Annotated in this window: 23 protein-coding genes; 20 read left to right on the plus strand and 3 right to left on the minus strand. The window is 54.3% G+C overall.

Going from position 1 to position 16,742, the window contains the following annotated elements:
- Positions 1–695: 695 nt before the first annotated feature.
- A complete protein-coding gene (locus GFC01_RS11040; protein WP_152947190.1) occupies positions 696–1,142 on the minus strand; it encodes a hypothetical protein in 447 nt (148 codons plus the stop codon).
- A gap of 908 nt (positions 1,143–2,050) precedes the next feature.
- Here GFC01_RS11040 and GFC01_RS11045 point away from each other — a divergent pair.
- Positions 2,051–2,320: a hypothetical protein gene (locus tag GFC01_RS11045; RefSeq protein ID WP_152947191.1), complete on the plus strand. Its 270-nt coding sequence runs from the start codon at positions 2,051–2,053 to the stop codon at positions 2,318–2,320.
- A 72-nt stretch (positions 2,321–2,392) separates the two neighbouring features.
- On the opposite strand, the gene GFC01_RS11050 is transcribed toward GFC01_RS11045, so the two are convergent.
- A complete protein-coding gene (locus GFC01_RS11050) occupies positions 2,393–2,701 on the minus strand; it encodes a helix-turn-helix transcriptional regulator (RefSeq protein ID WP_152947192.1) in 309 nt (102 codons plus the stop codon).
- Between the two features lie 3 nt (positions 2,702–2,704).
- Entirely contained in the window at positions 2,705–3,046 is a 342-nt protein-coding gene (locus GFC01_RS11055; RefSeq protein ID WP_152947193.1) for a type II toxin-antitoxin system RelE/ParE family toxin, read from the minus strand.
- Between the two features lie 647 nt (positions 3,047–3,693).
- On the opposite strand from GFC01_RS11055, the gene GFC01_RS11060 reads away from it, so the two are divergent.
- From GFC01_RS11060 to GFC01_RS11150, 19 genes are all read left to right on the plus strand, one after another.
- Positions 3,694–4,569 (plus strand): DNA adenine methylase, encoded by an 876-nt coding sequence (locus GFC01_RS11060; protein ID WP_152947194.1) that lies wholly within the window; start codon positions 3,694–3,696, stop codon positions 4,567–4,569.
- 72 nt (positions 4,570–4,641) lie between these two features.
- On the plus strand, positions 4,642–5,694 hold the full coding sequence (locus tag GFC01_RS11065; RefSeq protein ID WP_152947195.1) for a ParM/StbA family protein: 1,053 nt from the start codon (positions 4,642–4,644) through the stop codon (positions 5,692–5,694).
- A 219-nt stretch (positions 5,695–5,913) separates the two neighbouring features.
- Positions 5,914–6,177, plus strand: coding sequence for a hypothetical protein (locus GFC01_RS11070; RefSeq protein ID WP_152947196.1), 264 nt, complete (start codon positions 5,914–5,916; stop codon positions 6,175–6,177).
- A gap of 293 nt (positions 6,178–6,470) precedes the next feature.
- Positions 6,471–7,055, plus strand: a complete 585-nt coding sequence (locus GFC01_RS11075) for an LNS2 domain-containing protein (protein WP_152947197.1) — start codon at positions 6,471–6,473, stop codon at positions 7,053–7,055.
- A complete protein-coding gene (locus GFC01_RS11080; protein ID WP_341473912.1) occupies positions 7,055–9,427 on the plus strand; it encodes a DNA topoisomerase III in 2,373 nt (790 codons plus the stop codon). The genes GFC01_RS11075 and GFC01_RS11080 overlap by 1 nt, the downstream gene beginning before the upstream one ends.
- Entirely contained in the window at positions 9,427–10,239 is an 813-nt protein-coding gene (locus GFC01_RS11085) for a hypothetical protein (RefSeq protein ID WP_152947199.1), read from the plus strand. Before GFC01_RS11080 ends, GFC01_RS11085 begins: the two co-directional genes overlap by 1 nt.
- A gap of 36 nt (positions 10,240–10,275) precedes the next feature.
- Positions 10,276–10,911: a hypothetical protein gene (locus tag GFC01_RS11090; protein WP_194174912.1), complete on the plus strand. Its 636-nt coding sequence runs from the start codon at positions 10,276–10,278 to the stop codon at positions 10,909–10,911.
- A gap of 791 nt (positions 10,912–11,702) precedes the next feature.
- Entirely contained in the window at positions 11,703–12,041 is a 339-nt protein-coding gene (locus GFC01_RS11095) for a DUF4258 domain-containing protein (protein ID WP_152947200.1), read from the plus strand.
- A gap of 18 nt (positions 12,042–12,059) precedes the next feature.
- The gene (locus GFC01_RS11100; RefSeq protein ID WP_194174913.1) at positions 12,060–12,344 is read left to right on the plus strand and encodes a YgiT-type zinc finger protein; all 285 of its coding nucleotides are present in this window, start codon (positions 12,060–12,062) and stop codon (positions 12,342–12,344) included.
- Between the two features lie 103 nt (positions 12,345–12,447).
- The gene (locus GFC01_RS11105; RefSeq protein WP_152947202.1) at positions 12,448–13,020 is read left to right on the plus strand and encodes a hypothetical protein; all 573 of its coding nucleotides are present in this window, start codon (positions 12,448–12,450) and stop codon (positions 13,018–13,020) included.
- Between the two features lie 35 nt (positions 13,021–13,055).
- Positions 13,056–13,331 carry a hypothetical protein gene (locus GFC01_RS11110; protein ID WP_341473913.1) on the plus strand — a complete coding sequence of 92 codons (276 nt, stop codon included), beginning with the start codon at positions 13,056–13,058 and terminating at the stop codon, positions 13,329–13,331.
- An 85-nt stretch (positions 13,332–13,416) separates the two neighbouring features.
- Positions 13,417–13,626 (plus strand): hypothetical protein, encoded by a 210-nt coding sequence (locus tag GFC01_RS11115; protein ID WP_194174914.1) that lies wholly within the window; start codon positions 13,417–13,419, stop codon positions 13,624–13,626.
- Positions 13,619–13,879 carry a type II toxin-antitoxin system RelE/ParE family toxin gene (locus GFC01_RS11120; RefSeq protein ID WP_194174915.1) on the plus strand — a complete coding sequence of 87 codons (261 nt, stop codon included), beginning with the start codon at positions 13,619–13,621 and terminating at the stop codon, positions 13,877–13,879. Before GFC01_RS11115 ends, GFC01_RS11120 begins: the two co-directional genes overlap by 8 nt.
- 192 nt (positions 13,880–14,071) lie before the next feature.
- Positions 14,072–14,494, plus strand: coding sequence for a JAB domain-containing protein (locus GFC01_RS11125; RefSeq protein ID WP_341473914.1), 423 nt, complete (start codon positions 14,072–14,074; stop codon positions 14,492–14,494).
- Between the two features lie 41 nt (positions 14,495–14,535).
- Positions 14,536–14,844 carry a hypothetical protein gene (locus tag GFC01_RS11130; protein ID WP_152947206.1) on the plus strand — a complete coding sequence of 103 codons (309 nt, stop codon included), beginning with the start codon at positions 14,536–14,538 and terminating at the stop codon, positions 14,842–14,844.
- Between the two features lie 82 nt (positions 14,845–14,926).
- A complete protein-coding gene (locus tag GFC01_RS18780) occupies positions 14,927–15,169 on the plus strand; it encodes a hypothetical protein (RefSeq protein WP_194174916.1) in 243 nt (80 codons plus the stop codon).
- Complete coding sequence (locus tag GFC01_RS11140) at positions 15,166–15,363, plus strand: hypothetical protein (protein WP_152947207.1); 198 nt, start codon at positions 15,166–15,168, stop codon at positions 15,361–15,363. Before GFC01_RS18780 ends, GFC01_RS11140 begins: the two co-directional genes overlap by 4 nt.
- Positions 15,364–15,436: 73 nt before the next feature.
- Positions 15,437–15,634 (plus strand): hypothetical protein, encoded by a 198-nt coding sequence (locus tag GFC01_RS11145; RefSeq protein WP_152947208.1) that lies wholly within the window; start codon positions 15,437–15,439, stop codon positions 15,632–15,634.
- Between the two features lie 25 nt (positions 15,635–15,659).
- The gene (locus GFC01_RS11150) at positions 15,660–16,667 is read left to right on the plus strand and encodes a toprim domain-containing protein (protein WP_152947209.1); all 1,008 of its coding nucleotides are present in this window, start codon (positions 15,660–15,662) and stop codon (positions 16,665–16,667) included.
- The last annotated feature ends 75 nt before the right edge of the window (positions 16,668–16,742 follow it).

The following is a 16,742-nucleotide window of genomic DNA, read 5'->3' on the forward strand; positions in this document are numbered from 1 at the left end:
CACGGGCCGTGAGCGTTGCAAGATAGCGAAGCAGGAAGAGAATTACCATCGTTGATCGGGGCCGGATGCCTTTTCCCCAAGGGCGTCCGGTTTTCCTGTTGGGGCTGAGCCTCCCCATGGCTAAAGCCAGGGGCTACCGCGCCGGGAAAGGTTTGGTGTCAACCCGGCATTTGCCGGGAAGGCCCGGTCCATAGACGTCTACTACTTCACCATGCGGCTACGCAGATACGTGAATGCTGTAGGATGAGTATACACATCTGTTCCCCCTTATTCTGTTGATGTGGCAATTACCATTATAAGGGGAGCGCTGTGGATACTCAACCACCTGGGGGGCAAGGCCGGGTGGCTGATTTATATCCCAGTTAGTTCCAATCTGTCAACCTATATCCAATGTAGCACAGGCCAGGGGTTTCCGCGGGAAGTGGTTCGGGTGTTAACTGGAACGAAAAAGATAGGTGTGGAAAAAGTGGTGAGGAAACAAGATGTGCTATCTTAAAAAATTGCTGAGCATATTTTTATTAGGTTCTTTATTCTTTTTTTCCTTGGGAATTTCACTTAATGTCGCATCCATTCAAACTCAAACTATCTTTCACAATCGAGCGTATGAAACCATCTCCTCTTGTATTGACTTGTGTCTTTTTATAAGCCTTACTTTCTTATTTATTTCGTTATGGTTGGGCATTGTTATGGTTTATTTAAAGTATTGCAGGAATACTGCCAAGCAATAATGAAATTATCTCAAGCAGATATTTCACAAGGAGAACTTCCACTTGAACATATGCTATTGCCAGCGAAAGAGACAATATCAATGAAAACAGATAGGTTTCATATCGCCAGGAAAGGTAAACATTGAGCAAGCTAAATATATTTAAAAGCAGTTGTAGGAATTTGAAGGCATCGTTGCTTGATAATGTAGAAGAAATATCACGAATACTTTTCATGACCTGCAAAAAGGTTGAAGGAGAAATAAGCAGATCAATTAGTGATGCTTTAAGCACTGTTTCTTGTATATGAGGAGGTGGGATATAAAATGGCAAAGAAGCTTCAGCGAGCATCCCATACAACTGATTCGCTAAAAAACCATAAATAGCGCCCATTTCGTTTGTGAATATAAAAAGAGCGATGGCAACAAAAAGAGGCACAAGGGGGTCTTTCTCTGTTTTTATCTTTTTCCTCCGGAGGTAATTGTCATGGTTAATTTACAATTAACAACAACGATTGTAATGTCGATAAGTTACATTGCTCTGTTTATTTTACGGTTGACAAAAGACCTTGCTCTATTCAAAACCGGGATTTGGGTTTACGTGTTTTTCTGGACCCTTGTGGTTTACTGGACAAGTTACATATGCTTTTGGGTATTGGCAATATATAGTGGTATTGTATACCGTCGGGAAATTTTGAAGTTTGTGAATACATGTTGTATGTTTCGGATGCAAAGGAGTATTCAATGCAGTATGATAAATTCATGGCTAACCTTCATGTTCACATGCTTTTGGCTGCCTGCATTGGTTCCTTTCGCCTCATTAAAAATCTCAGTTACAATTGGACTGCTGGCGGCTATTATCTCATTTTCCTTACCGCTGCTTTTGAATCCTGCTACCGATAATAGATCTTCTTCACCATAATTCGACTCAATTCGAGATCGGTTACTGGCTTGGCATCTTCTTGCTATGCCTTGTCCTGGACGTGGACGACTTTATCACTCTTTTCGGCAATACCTGTACGGCAGTTTCGTGCCGCCGGAGAGACAGAGACACTGGAGGCGGTTTAAATGCCTCAACTGCGGCGTAGAGTTTTTAACCAAAATGCGGAACGAAAGTTCTGCAGCAAAACCTGCGCGGCGGCATGGAACAATAAAAGCAGGGCCGGAAAGAGAGCATGATAAGCCGGGTACCTTTTCCACGGCGTACCCGTTGCTGGCGTTGAATTTCGTGCTGGTGCAGGTAGCCGGGACGGCGTTCTTCGGAGAACCATTCACTGCGGCGAAGGGGGTAGGGCTGGTGTTGATTGTGGCCGGAGTGTGGGCGATACAAGGGGGGAGCAAGAACTGATGGAATCGGACGGTGCTGTTCTGCAAAAACTCGCTTCCTTGGCGTTATCCGAAAATCCGAAGATGCGCTGGCATGCGGTGCGCCACCCAGGGTGCCCGGAATACCTGGCGCTCTTTCTGGTGGACGATCCCGACCCCCAGGTACGGCTGGGGGCGCTGTGCCGGCTGGTTCTGTGCGGGGAAGTGGACAGCAGGACGGCCGGGAAGATGGCGGGGCCAGGTGTGCAGTTTGATGCTCTGCTGGGGTTGTTCGGGCCGGTGAGCAGGTAGTTTACCAAAGGCCGGGTGCTTCTTTCGGGGGTGTCCGGTTTTTATTTCACGAAAACTTTTGTTACGGGTTGGTTAAAAAGCGGGAACGTCTCCCGTTTTTGCCGCGTCCGGCACCAGGTCCAGTTTAACCTGTAACCCCAAATTTTTAGCTATTTTTTCAAGCGAACGCAGAGAAGGTAAGTGCTTCCCGCTCTCCAATCGAGCTATGACCGATTGCGGAACCCCAGCCCTGCGGGCCAATTCTTGCTGGGTGAGGTTTAAGTCCAGGCGCAGTTTGATTAAGGCGCGGGCAACTTGGTAGTTAAGCTCGCCCTCTTCCCAGGCTTGACAAAAGGTTGGGTCTTTTAGTTGCTCTTTCAGATGTTCCCTAAACGTGGTCATTTTTTAAGCCTCCTTCCATTGTCTTAGTCGTTCGGCGGCCAACCGGATGTCTTTAAGAGGGATTCGTTGGCCCTTTTTGGTTATTGCGTGGAGCAGAACTATTTTGCCTTTTCCGTGGCCGAAGAAGATGCGGAAGGTGTTTCTGTTTCCTTGAACCCTTAATTCCCAGAGGGAGGGCTCTCCGGTAATGTTTTTGACATGGGGCTGGCCGAGCCGGGGCCAAAACTCTTCGAGCAGGGAAAAGCCGCGAAAAATGCGGCTTTTGTCCTTTGCCGATAAAGCATTAATGAAATCCTTGACTGGTTCTTTCCCGCTTGAAAGATGGAAATATTCAATTTCAACCATTATTTTATCCTCCAAAATTATTATAGCAAATCTGCTATAACAGTCAATAGGAGCGACGGGGCTCCGGTGGAAGTGGTCCGGGTGCCTGGGGAAGGTTGCAGGCGATGGGAATGGTTACCGGGAAGGGGTTAACGCCCCGACAAGATTAGACAGTGTTCCCCTTGCAATTGGTTCCATCTTCTGAAATAATTTTTAAAAACGTTATGGGGGCAAGAGCAATGATAGTAAGATTTCCGGTGGTACTGGACAATGGTCGGGTGATTAACGGTAACGAAAAGCCTTTTGAGTTCGGAGACGGCCAAAGACACAATGGTACCGATGCGGATGGAAATCGGGTAACCAATATAGTCGGATTTGATGGCGAGTATTTGCTTAAATGGTGCCCTCATTGCGAGGAAGTAAAAATAAGCCTGGACTTCGGCCCCGAAGGCAGGCCGGATTCCGACCAATTGCATAGGCGCGATCAGAGTTGGTGTCTGGTGTGCAGGAGACCATAAAAAGATCCAGAAAAAAGATCTAGATTAAGGAAAAAAGAGACGATCCCGCTATTTGATCGCAAATGATCAAAAATGATCCCAGGTAATCTTAAACCGGATTTGCGATACCCCGCTCCTGTAGAATATTATAGATGCGGGGTGTTTTTATTTATGAGTCTTGGGCAGTACAAGCCAATTGTTAAATGGGCAGGTGGCAAATCTAAAGTAGTTAAACAACTCTCTCAATACTTGCCTTTAGAATTTAACAACTATCACGAGCCTTTTGTGGGTAGCGGAGCACTGTTCTTTTATCTTTTTCCAGCATTGAAATCAAGAAATGCCAAAGCCTTTCTCTCTGACCTCGTTGAGGAGCTTATAAATTTATATAAAGTTGTCAGGGACAATGTTTCAATGTTAATAAACATATCAAAAAAGCATATATATAATGAGGATTACTATTACACGATTAGGCAAACAGATCCTTCTAAATTGTCGGACATAGAACGAGCATCCAGAATTCTTTACTTAAACAAAACGTGCTTTAATGGACTTTACAGGGTCAACAGCAAGGGCCAATTCAATGTTTCATTCGGCTGTTATGAGAACCCCAGAATCGTGGATGAGGAAGCATTGAGAAATGCCAGCATTGCCTTTAAGTGCGCCGAGCTTATGGCGGGAGACTTCCAGTTGGTTCTGGATAACGCCCGGCCAGGTGATTTTGTCTACCTGGACCCGCCCTACGTTCCTCTGTCCGCTACGGCTAATTTCACTGGATATACACGGGGATCTTTCGGCAAAAAAGAGCACGAGCGATTGAGGGAGGTGTTTCATGAACTGGCCGCCCGGGGTTGTTATATCATGTTGAGTAATTCCAACACCGATTTTGTCCGGAAGCTTTATTCCGGCTGCAACATTAAAACCATTAGCGCGGCCAGGGCAATTAATTCAGACCCCACAAAACGGGGGAAAATAAAGGAATTGGTAATCCTATCATACCCTGACGAGTGCTGCAGCTGTTACGCTGAACAAAATACGACAGTTCTATAAACGCAATGGCATCCCGGCCTTTCGGCCGGATTTCTTCTTTTTTAGGCTCATTTTAAAAAGGAGAGTGATCACATGCTGGCAACCGAACCAATCGCCAAACCGGCCGTACTGGCCATCGACGTGGGGTACGGGTATACAAAGGCAATTTCTTCCCTTGGCAAAAAAATCATCTTTCCTTCGGTCATCGCTCCAGCCAGGGAACTGGCACTTGAAGCATTTCAAGGTGTAAACTTGCGGGATACAAATGTAGGCCACCTGGTGAAAATTATCCGGGGAACTGAAGGTGGCCCGGAGGAAGCCTACTTCGTCGGCGACCTGGCGCTCAGGGAAGGTGAAAATGTCCAGCACACCCTGGACCGGAACAAGCACGAGCATCCGATGCACGACGTGGTACTGCTCACCGCCGCAGCTCTGTGCTGGGATTGGCCGCGCAGGCCGGCACTCTGGTCCTCCGGAAGCGTAAGACCCAAGCTGGTGGTTGGCCTGCCGGCTGGCGACTGGAGCAAAGGCCATGAAAAACTGGCCCGTCATATGGCCGGCCTGGCCGGCTGGGTGTCCGTCGATGGAAGCGAACCGGTTTGGATTTCCTTCAACTATCCACTTGTCTACCCCCAGGGCGCCGCCGCCCTGTTGACCGCCCCTGATTTGCCGGAGGATGGTGTGACGGCGCTGGTGGACGTGGGCCGGAAGACGACCGACTGCGTGGCAGTAAAGATAGAGAACGGGGTATCCACCGGATTGGAAAAGACCATGTGCGGCAGTGTAAACCTTGGCGCGTCCGCCCTGGAAAAGGCCGTAGCGGAGAGCTTTAAGAACAAAACGGGTACGCTCCTGCCCCATGCCCAAGCGCTGGAGGCCATGCGCACCGGGTACGTCTGGTACCGCGGAGAGAGAATTGAGCTGACCGGGGAAATCGAAAAGGCCAAGAAGCAAACCGCCAGGGCAATCGCCGATGAAGTATTCAAGCTTTGGGGCAGTCGTGGGGAATTCGTGCGCAAGGTATACCTGGCCGGCGGCGGGGCGGAGGCGCTACCCCTGCTGCGGGAGCTTTTCCCGGCGGCGCAAATCCTGCCGGACGCCCAGTGGGCCAACGCCAGAGGTTTTTTGAAAGCTGGCGGGGCGTAATAAGTACCGGTAAGCGTGAAGCCATATCGCATAAAGAAAAAGACAACAAAACGGTGAACATTTACCGGTACAACAAGAGTGAAAGACCGTAATATGTACCGGTATATATCAGGCCGCATTGAATAAAGGAAACCGCAGTAAATCAGTGAATAAATACCGGTATGTTGAACATGAAGGGCAACAACTCAAACCAAAATTACCGGCAACGGAGGGGTATGTGTGGCGAATAAAACCTTACGGCGACTGGAATTGCGGTTACCGGTAAACCATCCGGTATGGTTATATCCCCCGGGGCAGCGGGCGGCCAGGATCAGAGAGTGGATCGACCTGGCCCTGCGTTTGGAAGAGCGCCTGGCGCGAATTGAAGAAAAACTGGACGCCCTGGCGGCGGGCGGGATTACCGCCCCGGCGCCCGCGCCGGTGGAGTCGGAAAAACAAAAATCAAAACCACGTATCGACCCAGCGATATTCCTGAAGCTTTAATTCTTAGGGGAAGGGATATCCTATTGGAAATTTTTGATGAAAGGTCGGTGTTGGTATGTTCGAACCGGCATACGTCCGCCTGGCGCAGGCCGTCATAATCCAGGCCGTAAAAGACGCGGTTAATCCAATCAGGGTGAACGACCGTGACTATTCCGCCAGGCATATCAAAGGCGACGCTCGAAAATTTATCCGGAAGGCTGTTCGGGAGGACGGCTACGAGCGCGGCATATTCGAGCTGGCGGGCGTGGACCCCCGGCGGGTCCTGGCGCATCTAGAAGAAAGGGTGAAAGTGCATGTGGATCGCCGTAGACGTGGACAACACCGTGGCAAACACCAACCTGGAACTGGTGCGGATGTTCAAAATATCCCTGAAGAAATACCCGGCCCCGGAGGTGCCGCCGGAATTCTTCTACGGCAGTGAAGGCATGCAACTGTTCCAAAAGGCGGAACCGTTCCCCCGCGCGGCCGAAACGCTGAAGACCCTGGCGGAGCTGGGTTACCGCATAGCCTACATCAGCTCCCGCCCCGGTGACGCCCTTTTTCTCACCGTGCGCTGGCTGCAGAAGCACGGCTTCCCGGCGGACCAGGTGCTGTGCGGCCTGGACAGGCGGGGGAAGGTGGAGGTGGCCACGAAAGAACTGCAGGTCGTGGCGGTTTTCGAGGACGACCCAGTGCTCGCGGCGGCCCTGCTCAACAAAGTGCCGGCGTTGTGGCTGAAAGACTGGCCGTACAACAGGAAGCTGCCCGCCGGGAAGGGCGCGAGATGGAACGCCGGCAGGGTGATCAGGTTCAGGGCCTGGGGCGAGGTGGAAAAGGCGGTGGTCACCAGCAACCCGGACCTGGCGGCCATAACCCGGGGGAAGGGGGAGAGGGAATAGTGCGCACCCTGATCATCACCGAAAAACCGTCCGTGGCCCGGGACATCGCCGGTGTACTGGGCCGTTTCACGTCCAGGGACGGCTACCTGGAAAACGGGCAATACGTCGTCTCCTGGGCCTTCGGCCACCTGGTGGAACTGGCCGAACCGGAAGATTACGACCCGGCGCTGAAAAAATGGGACCTGGCGGCCCTGCCCATCCTGCCGGAGCAGTTCAAACTCAACCCCATCCAAAAAACCAGGAAACAGCTCAACACACTAAAGAAACTGCTGCATTCCGATGACATCGACGCCGTCGTAAACGCCTGCGATGCGGGCAGGGAGGGGGAACTGATCTTCCGCCGCATCTACCTTGTTGCCGGTTGTAAAAAACCGGTCAAGCGCCTGTGGCTTTCGGAGGCCACCCCCTCCGCAATCCGGGAGGCCTTCAAAAAACTCCGTGACGGCCGCGAACTGGACAACCTGGCCACCGCCGCCAGGGTGCGGGCCGAAGCCGACTGGATTGTGGGGATCAACGCCACCCGTGCTTTCTCGGTGAAACACAACACCCTGCTCTCCGTCGGCCGGGCGCAGACTCCCACCCTGGCCCTGGTGGTGCAGCGGGAAAGGGAGATCAGGGCATTCAAACCCCGGCCGTACTGGGAAATCTGGGCCACCTTCCGGAAAGACACCGGCGAAACCTACCGGGGCAAATGGATCCGTGAGAAAACGGACCGGCTGCTCGACAAAGAAGAAGCGGCGGCCGTCGCCCGGGCAATCGGCCCCACCGGCAAAGTTACCCGGGTGGAGCAGAAGGAAGCAAGGGAACAGCCTCCCACCCTGTTCAACCTGAACGACCTGCAAAAAGAAGCAAACAAAAAATACGGCCTCACCGCCCGGCAGGCATTAGACGCGGCCCAGGCCCTGTACGAAAAGCACAAGCTTTTAACCTACCCCCGCACCGACAGCCGGCACCTGACGGAAGCCATCGCCCGGGACACCCTGAAAGAACGCCTGGCCGCACTGGCGGCGGCGCCCGAATACGCCGGCCTGGTCCCGGGAAACCCGCCTGCCCCGGGCGGGCGCTACGTAGACGACGCTAAAGTCACCGACCACCACGCCATCATCCCCACGGCGGTCAAACCGGACCTGTCCGCCCTGGGCAAAAACGAACGCCTGGTCTACGACCTGGTGGCCCGGCGCTTTTTGGCAATCTTCCATCCAGACGCCAGATACGCTGTAACCAGAGTAACCACCGTATCCAACGGAGATACATTCATCTCCAAGGGCCGCGTGGAACTGGACCCGGGCTGGAAGGCGGTATACGGCAAACACGACGACCGGGAAGCCGGAAAGGACGACGAAGAACAGTCGCTGCCGCCCCTGATCGAGGGCGAAGCCGTAGCCGTGCAGAAAGCGGAAACTCCCGAAAAACAAACCAAGCCGCCGGCCCGTTATACCGAAGCCACCCTGCTGGCGGCCATGGAAAACGCCGGCCGCATGTTGGAAGACAAGGAAATGGCCGAAACCCTCAAAGCCGCCGGCGGCATCGGCACCCCGGCCACCCGGGCGGCAATCATTGAAACGCTGATCAAACGGGGGTTTATCGAGCGGCAGAAAAAAGCCCTGGTGCCCACCCGGAAAGGCGAAACGCTCGTAGACCTGGTGCCGGAAGAACTGAAATCGGTGGAACTGACCGCGCGGTGGGAAGACGGGCTGCAGCGTATAGAGGAGGGGCTGGATGACGCCCGGTTGTGGCTGGTCGGCCTCAAAAACTTCACCTGGGAGGTGGTGCAAATGGCCAAAGAGCAGGAAGCGAATGACGGGGTAAAACAACAAAAGGAGGTGCTGGGTAAATGTCCCCTTTGCGGCCGGGACGTGCTGGAATATGCCAAATCCTACGGCTGCAGCGGGTACAAGGACGGCTGCAAATTCGCCGTCTGGAAGGAAATCGCCGGCAAGAAAATCACATCCAACCAGGCAAAAGAACTGTTCCAGAAAGGCCGGACCGGTGTCCTCAAAGGATTCAAATCCAAAGCAGGCAAGAGTTTCGACGCCATATTGACCCTGGGGGAAGACGGCAAAGTCAACTTCGAATTTGCCGACCATGCCGCCCAGGCCCTGGGCAAATGCCCCTTATGTGGCAAGGACATCATCGAGGGGAAAAAAGGTTTCGGCTGTGTTGGTTGGAAGGAAGGATGCAAATTCGTCATCTGGAAAGAAATAGCCGGTAAGAAGATCACAGCCAAACAGGCCCAGGAACTCCTCCAGAAAGGCAAAACCGGCATAATCAAGGGCTTCAAATCCAGGGCCGGCAAGGACTTCAACGCCGCGCTGGTCCTGGGAGAAGGCGGCAAAGTGGAATTTGAATTTGAAAAAAGGGGTGAACCATAATGTCGGCTGTTATCAAACCCGAAGGTTTTATCCAGGAGCAAGAGCGATGGGAGTACCTGTATTTTGCGAAGCGGCGCGGATTTACCGTCCCCGCTAAGGTGGAAAAAGTCACCTTTCCGGACAACCTTGACACTGCCGTGTGGGAATTGGACCTGGGCGGCGGCGTAAGAGGCGTCGTCCCCGCCAGCGAATCCGGCCTGGACGACCAGAGCCTGATGCTCCACTTTGTCGGCCAGCAAATAGCCGTAAAAATCATCAATCTTGATCGCGAAAACGGCATTGCGGCCTGCTCCCGCCGTAAGGCCGTGACGGACGCCGCCGAGAAATTGTTAGCCGCACTGAAGCCGGACATGGTGATCGACGTGATGGTTAAAGCTGTTTTTCCACGTACAAACGAAAAACCTGATCGCCTGATTGTGGACGCCGGCGGCGGCGTGCTGGTGGAACTCACCCGCAGCCAGGCCACAAAAAACCAGACAGCCCGCTTGACCGAGCTTTTCCGTCCCGGTCAGCCCGCAAAGGCAAAGGTTGTGCAGGTGGACGCGCAGACCGGCGTCATCCGGCTGAACATGGCCGACCTGGAAAGCGATCCGTGGGCCGGCCAGTACAAGCGCGGTGACGTGGTGGCCGGCACCGTGCTGGCCCAGCGGGACGGTCTGGTGTTCGTGGAAGTGAAGCCCGGCCTGATGGGAATCGCCTCCGCCCCGCTGCGGGGCTTGCTGCGGAGAGGTGAGCGCGTAGCCGTTATGGTTACGATGTTCGACCCGGCGGCGAAAAAAATGCACCTGCAGATACGCGGCAGATTGGCCTGAACCAGAACCGGAAGGGGAAGGAGACTGGCAGCCGGCATGAGTAAAAATGTTAATTACGCGAAAGGAATTTCCATGGGAGCGGCCCAGTACAGAGGAGGAGACAGCGAATCCATAGATTATACCGGTAGAGCCTTCGAACTTATGGAGATACTGGCTGAAGCTACGGCATTGACTACCGGGGCAGCCGCCACCACATTGTCCTGCCATCGTAAGGTGGCCGGTTCGGCGTTTACCAGTCTATGGTGGTCGGGCATGGTTCGCTGGGTTAATGTGTTTGCCGAAATTGGGGAATATAAAGGGCAGTTTCGTCTTTGGTATCCAGCCGACGCCAGACCGCCGAAGGATGCTCAAGAAGCCTGCCGCCTGGCGGCGCTGGGTCTTTTCTATGCCCTGGCGAAAAACGAAGTACCCGGATTCAAGTGGCGCGTGACTCGAAACGGAAAGAATGGCGTTACGGCGGAAATGCTATTCACTGTCTCCAACAATATATCCCGGTGGGTTATTGACGCCCCCCGCCGGGATGAGAACCCTATTCCAGGTGCTGATGTATATATTTTCCCGACCATCGGGGAAGGAAAAACTCTGACCCCGGTGGGGAAAATGTACACTGCGGACGAATTGCTTTTCACGCCGGGCGAACTGCGCCGGAAAATTTTTCAGAGAACCTCTTGACAGCCGCCTGGCAACCTGCTAATTTTAAATCAATAAAAAAACACATTCTTTAAACCCCCTTGCCTATTCAGAATGTCTTCTTCTGGTACGGGTGGAAGCCCCGGAACGGCCGTCAGCGATGAGCAGGCGGATGCGTTGGCAAGGTGCCATGGGAAAAATTCCTCGCGATGAGCAGGGTGTACTCTCATGGCGGGCGCGTCACGGCGATGAGCAGACGCGCCATATCCTGGTCTCAGCGATGAGCAGAGGCTGGCGGTGGGACCCAACCGACATAGCGGGCAAAGGGGCGCGATCACAGTGATGAGCGGTGATTAGCCCTGCGTGGCCGAGCTGCAGAGGCCCCTGGGGTGAGCGGGTTGATACCCGCAGCGGCGGCGGAGATTTGGACACCCTCCCGAAGACGGCCGTAGTAGCCTCAGAGAAGGTTGTCCAGGTGCGCTCAACACCCAAATACCGAGCTAACCCCCGAGGATATGTGGCCCACATACTTGGGACTATGAGCGGGCCGCCAGGGCGAAAAATAAACGCGGCGGCGGGAAAGGCATGTGGCGGACATGTCCATGGCCCAGCATGGTTAAACTGGGAAGTTCATGAAAAGAAGAAAAAGTGAGGGCATCATTGCGCCCTCATCCAGGGAGAACACTTTGGCAGACGAAAGCAAGAAGCAACCGGCTTGCTCTGTTAAGGTGTTTTTGTCTTTTTTGCAAGCCCTTCCGCGGGCGTTGGAAACCAGCGCCCGCGGGAAAATCCCCGGGCGCTTCTATTTCGCAAGAAAGGAGGCAGTCCGGGAAATGTATGACGGCAAAGACCGGTGGCAAGAAGAAATGGCCCGCATCCGCCGTGCCCGTATCCGTTTTTCCAGGCATTGCTGGAAACGGATCAGGAAAAGAGGCATAACGGCGGAGGAACTGGCCGGCGTAATAAAAAGCGGGGAAATCATCCAGGGCCATGCGCCGGGGATGTACCGGAACAATCCGGATCCCGTGAGAGTAATTATGGGCCGTGGGAATGGTGAACGGATCCTGCACCTGGTTGTGGCGTTGCACGGGAAAACCGTGATTCTGGTCACAGCCTATGAGCCTGACCCGGAAATTTGGGAAAATGATCGCCGGACCCTCAGGCCCCGATAGTAAAAGGAGATGCGAATCGTGGAAAAGCCGCTTGAGTCGTTTGACATCTGCGCGGAATGTCACTTCCCAAAGGCCGAGCTTCGGTTCAGAGAAGAAACGGTGAAAAGAGATGGCGCAGTGCTGCATCTGGAAAGAATTCCTTACTACCATTGCCCGCGCTGCGGGGAAGAAACCTACGACCTTGACGTTGAGGTTTTCGTGGAACGGGCAATCAAGGAGTTCAAGGAGGGAAATGTTGAAGGTCGCGGCACCATTGATGTCGGCGCTGAGTTTCACATTTCTTCCGAACTGGCAGTGCGATAACGCAAAGAAAGCGTAAAAACGAAAACAGGGCCTCCGGCCCGCAGGACCATTCATTTTCAAAGGAGGTGGATGGGCGCGGGTTGGATGGCCCGCAGCCCGGAAAATGAAAGACATGCTGGCAAAATTAGTGAAAGAATCAATGGAATACCCGGCGTTAATCAAGAAAATCGCCGGCGAAATGAACGAACTGGAAGACCAGTTTTTGGTCGAACAGGACCTCGAAAACCGGGAAAAGCTCCGCAACAACATAGGGCATACTGAAAGAGAACTGGAATGTTTGCGCTCCCGCCAGGCGGCCGCCGTGGCCACCATCAACCTGCTCGCCGCCCTCATCGGCGCGGGCAAGGCGGAAGACGCCCAGGTAGTGCTGGCGGCGCTGAGTGGAGGCAAGCCGGAACCGGCGCAGCAAAATGACGGAAGCAAGCCTGCCCAAAAGGCAAAAGATCAAGAAGAGCTGAAAAGCGGCTTGTTTACCATTGATGGGACCAAGCCCGGTAAGAAGGAAGGCACCGTATGGGCTGAAGCAATTGACGCTGATGGCGTTAAATTTAGCATCTGCGCCAAAAACGGCGATGGCAAGGCCCTGACGGAAGCCGTGGGCAAGCAGGCGAAAGTCCGGTATCGTACACTGGGCAAGGATAAGCTCTTCGCCGTAAAAGTGGAGATTGCCGGATAACCCCCGGGATGATATAAACCGGGGGGTGAAAGCGGGTGATCACCGTGGAAAACATGAAAGAAACGGCGGCCACCGGCGAACTGCCGCCGGAGTTGCCGCCGCACTGGTTTCTCTACCTGGTGGAAAGAATGGACCGGATGGAGAACAACCTGCGAAGCGAGTTTCGGCAAGAACTTGGCGGGATCAGGCAAGATGTAAACGAAGTCAGGCAGGAAATGCGCGGTGTATACCGCTGGTCAATCGGCCTTCTGGTGACCATGCTGCTGGGATTCGGCGGCATCATCGCCACATTGGCGGTGACCTTGCGGTAGACGAGTGAAAGGGAAGCCGATGGTAAGTGAAAGAGGAGTGGTAAACACGGTCTCTACGAGATATAATGATCTCGGGGTGATTACCATGGCTATTGCGAGGGAGCATGTCAAGGCCCTTATTGACCGGTTGAGCGATGAACAGGTGCAGGCATTGTGGGTTATTCTTAACTCCATGGCCTGGCCAACTGAAAAGGTTTCACCGGAAGAAGCGGCTGAAATCGAAGAATCGTTTGCCGAAATAGATGCCGGTAAGGGCGTAAAAGCCGAAGATGTCTGGAGGGAACTCGGTGTATAAGATAGTCTTTTCCCCCAAGGCTATTCGGCAACTCAAGTCTTTAGAAAGACAAGTGCGTGAAAGAATCAAAGTGGCGATTGAAAGAAACCTGCGGGTGTTTCCACCCCAAGGTGATGTTCTTAAGCTGGAATACGCGGATAATCGCTTTAGGCTTCGGGTGGGTGACTGGCGTGTGACCTTCCGGTATCGGTTTGAAAACCAGGAGGTTCATATTGCCGAGGTAGTCCATCGGAGCAAAGCATACCGCAGGTAAGAAGATTGGAATACGGCCGCCAAGGCCAGAAAGAGGACGGAAAACAGGACATTCATGTCCTAACCGTCCTCTTTTTGTGTTTTTAAGACCATCAGGGCCTCTCCCGGCCCGAACCATTCTCATGAAAAGGAGGGAATGGGGCGGGCCGGGACGGTCCGCCCCGTAAATATGCCCGCGAAGAGAGTGCAAATAGTGAGCTTGAAGATGGTCAGGGAATCGAGCGTGACATACGACGCCCGGAGAATTAACGGTCCGGAGAGCGTTGTTGCCCTGGTCAGGGACTTTCTGGAGGATGCCGACCGGGAAAAGTGCCTGGCGGTGTATCTGAACACCAAGAACGAACCCAACGCGATCCACGTGGTCAGCGTGGGTACCCTGAATTCTTCCCCAGTGCATCCGCGGGAAGTGTTCAAGGCCGCTCTGCTCTGCAATGCGGCGGCAGTGATCCTGGTTCACAACCACCCGAGCGGCGACCCCACTCCTTCAAGGGAGGACATGGGTTTAACGAAGAAACTGGCCGAAGTGGGAGAGTTGCTCGGGATTGAGCTGCTCGACCACGTTGTGGTCGGCAGAGATGGGGAGTTTGTTTCGTTAAAAGGACGGGGCTTATTGTAGCTTGGCCTACCGGCCCAAACCATTTCCACGGAAAGGAGGGGATGGGGCGGGCCTGTTGGGTCCGTCCCATGAAAGTGAAATTCGACAAGATCAAGCCGGGAGTGCTGTTCCGTACCCCGTGGCACGAGAACCGCTTGTTCTATAAAGTACCGGACCCCCAACCGTGGCCGGAACTCGGTTCCTGCCACGCTTGCGGTACCATTGCCGTATGGAACGCGCGGGCCGTGGACGGAGACCACCTGGTGCACTTTTGCCGGAATGAGGAAGTCATCCCGGTGAAAGTAGAAGGGGGAAGTCAAATACGCCCCCGGCGACGGCAGCTGCTACGGCAGTTTCCAGCCCGGACTTAAAAGGATCAACCTGCACACTCATGACGTTAAAACGTACTTCCACGAGTTAGCGCACGCGGTGCATAACACCATCCGCCCGCTCGTGGGAAGACAGGATCCGGCGCGGGAAGTGGTTGCCGAAACGGTGGCCTGCACGCTCTGCGAGATCTACGGTTACACGGGCTATGCCTGGCATGGGTGGCAGTACATCCAGAGCTACGCCGGCGGTGAACCGCGACAGGCGCTCAGGTTCGTCATGAAAGTGCTTGCCGACGTGGAAGAAGTGCTGGACCGCATCTGGGCGACCGCAGGCAACCAAAACCAGGAAAGGGGAAATGCTGCATGAAGCCGGTTTACAGGGTGTATGAAGCACAGGTTCTCGGTGAAGATACCGTTTCACTGGTGGCCGTATCGGCGCTTCGGGAAATTTCCCTCCGGGAAGAAATAGCCTGGGGGAAACTGCTGATGAAACTGGGCCGCCTGGTGGCGGAAGTTGATTCCCGGAACAAAGCAAGGGAAATGGCCGACTGCGAGGTCTAAGATTAACGGCGGCCCGGTCCGCCCATCACCACAAGGGAGGTGAAGGGGCGGCGCCAGGCGCCGCCCCGGAAAAATGAAAATCAAGATCCCCATTGAAGAAGTGGAAGAAGGTTGCCTTATTAACGGGAAAAAAGTTGTGGATGTCCTGCACAGATTGCACGCCGGGTACGTCCGGCTAACCCTGGAAGGGGGAGACATTCTGGACGGCTACGCGGGCAGGGATATGATTGTAGTCGAACAGTACCGGAAAGGTTCAACACAAATCGCTTAAATTGCCAACAGGAGGGGGATCAGGGATGCATGCCGAGCACCGTTATCCCGATGAAGATTTCATTCCGGTCAAACCATGGCGTCCCTGCCCCATCTGCGGCAAGGGCGACTGGTGCGGATTTACAAGCTTCGGCCTGGTAAGCTGCATGAGGATAGAGGAAGGTTCTTTTAAAACAGTGATTCAAAAAAACGGGAAACCCGCCTACCAGCACTGGCTGGAACCTGGCAGAATAAACCTGCCGGCGCTGATAGAGAGCGACTCGATACCAGCGGCGCAAACCGCACCAGTGGAAGTCCGTGACCGGGTGTACCGGGATTTCCTGCGACTCCTTTACCTGCACCCGCGCCATATGGAAGACCTCCACCGGCGCGGCCTAACGGAAGAGGAAATCCGGAAGAACGGCTACCGTTCGGTCCCCGAAACCGAAGCACCCTGGTCGATCTGCAGGCGCCTGATCCAAATGGGTTATGACCTGGCCGGCATCCCCGGGTTTTACAAGGCCCGGGGGCCGCGAGGCGGCACCTACTGGACCTTCGACCGTCAGCCGGGATATTTTATCCCGGTGCGGGACGAAAAGGGCCGGATCCAGGCCCTGCAGCGGCGCATGGACTTCACTCGGGGCGGGAAGTACAGGCTTTTCAGCGGTCATCAAAGCCGGGGCGGCTGCTCCTGCGGCACCCCGGCCCACGTGGCCAGGCCGGAGGAAGTGAAAGACCGCCGGGTTTGGATCACCGAAGGCCCGCTGAAGGCGGACGTCGCCAGCAAGCACCTGGGCGCCGTCGTGGTGGGCGCGTTGAGCGCCTGCACCTGGCGGCCGGCCATACCGGCCGTCCTGGCGCTTGAAGCAAAAGAAGTAGTAATCGCCCTTGACCGGGATGTGGAAACCAACCCGGAAGTGGCGCGAGCATACCTGACACTGAAAGTGGAACTGAAAAAGCACGGCCTGGCGGTCAGCCGGGCGGTGTGGGAAGAAAAGAAAGGCATCGACGACGCCCTGGCGGCCGGCATTGAAGTGCGGGTCGTGCGGGTATAAGAAAGCCTATAAATCACGAATTAAGGAGATGGTATAAATGCCAGATTCAGTGAAAAGAATAGCGGCGGAGGAAGC

The organism is Desulfofundulus thermobenzoicus (assembly GCF_009428905.1).
GTDB lineage: Bacteria > Bacillota > Desulfotomaculia > Desulfotomaculales > Desulfovirgulaceae > Desulfofundulus_A > Desulfofundulus_A thermobenzoicus.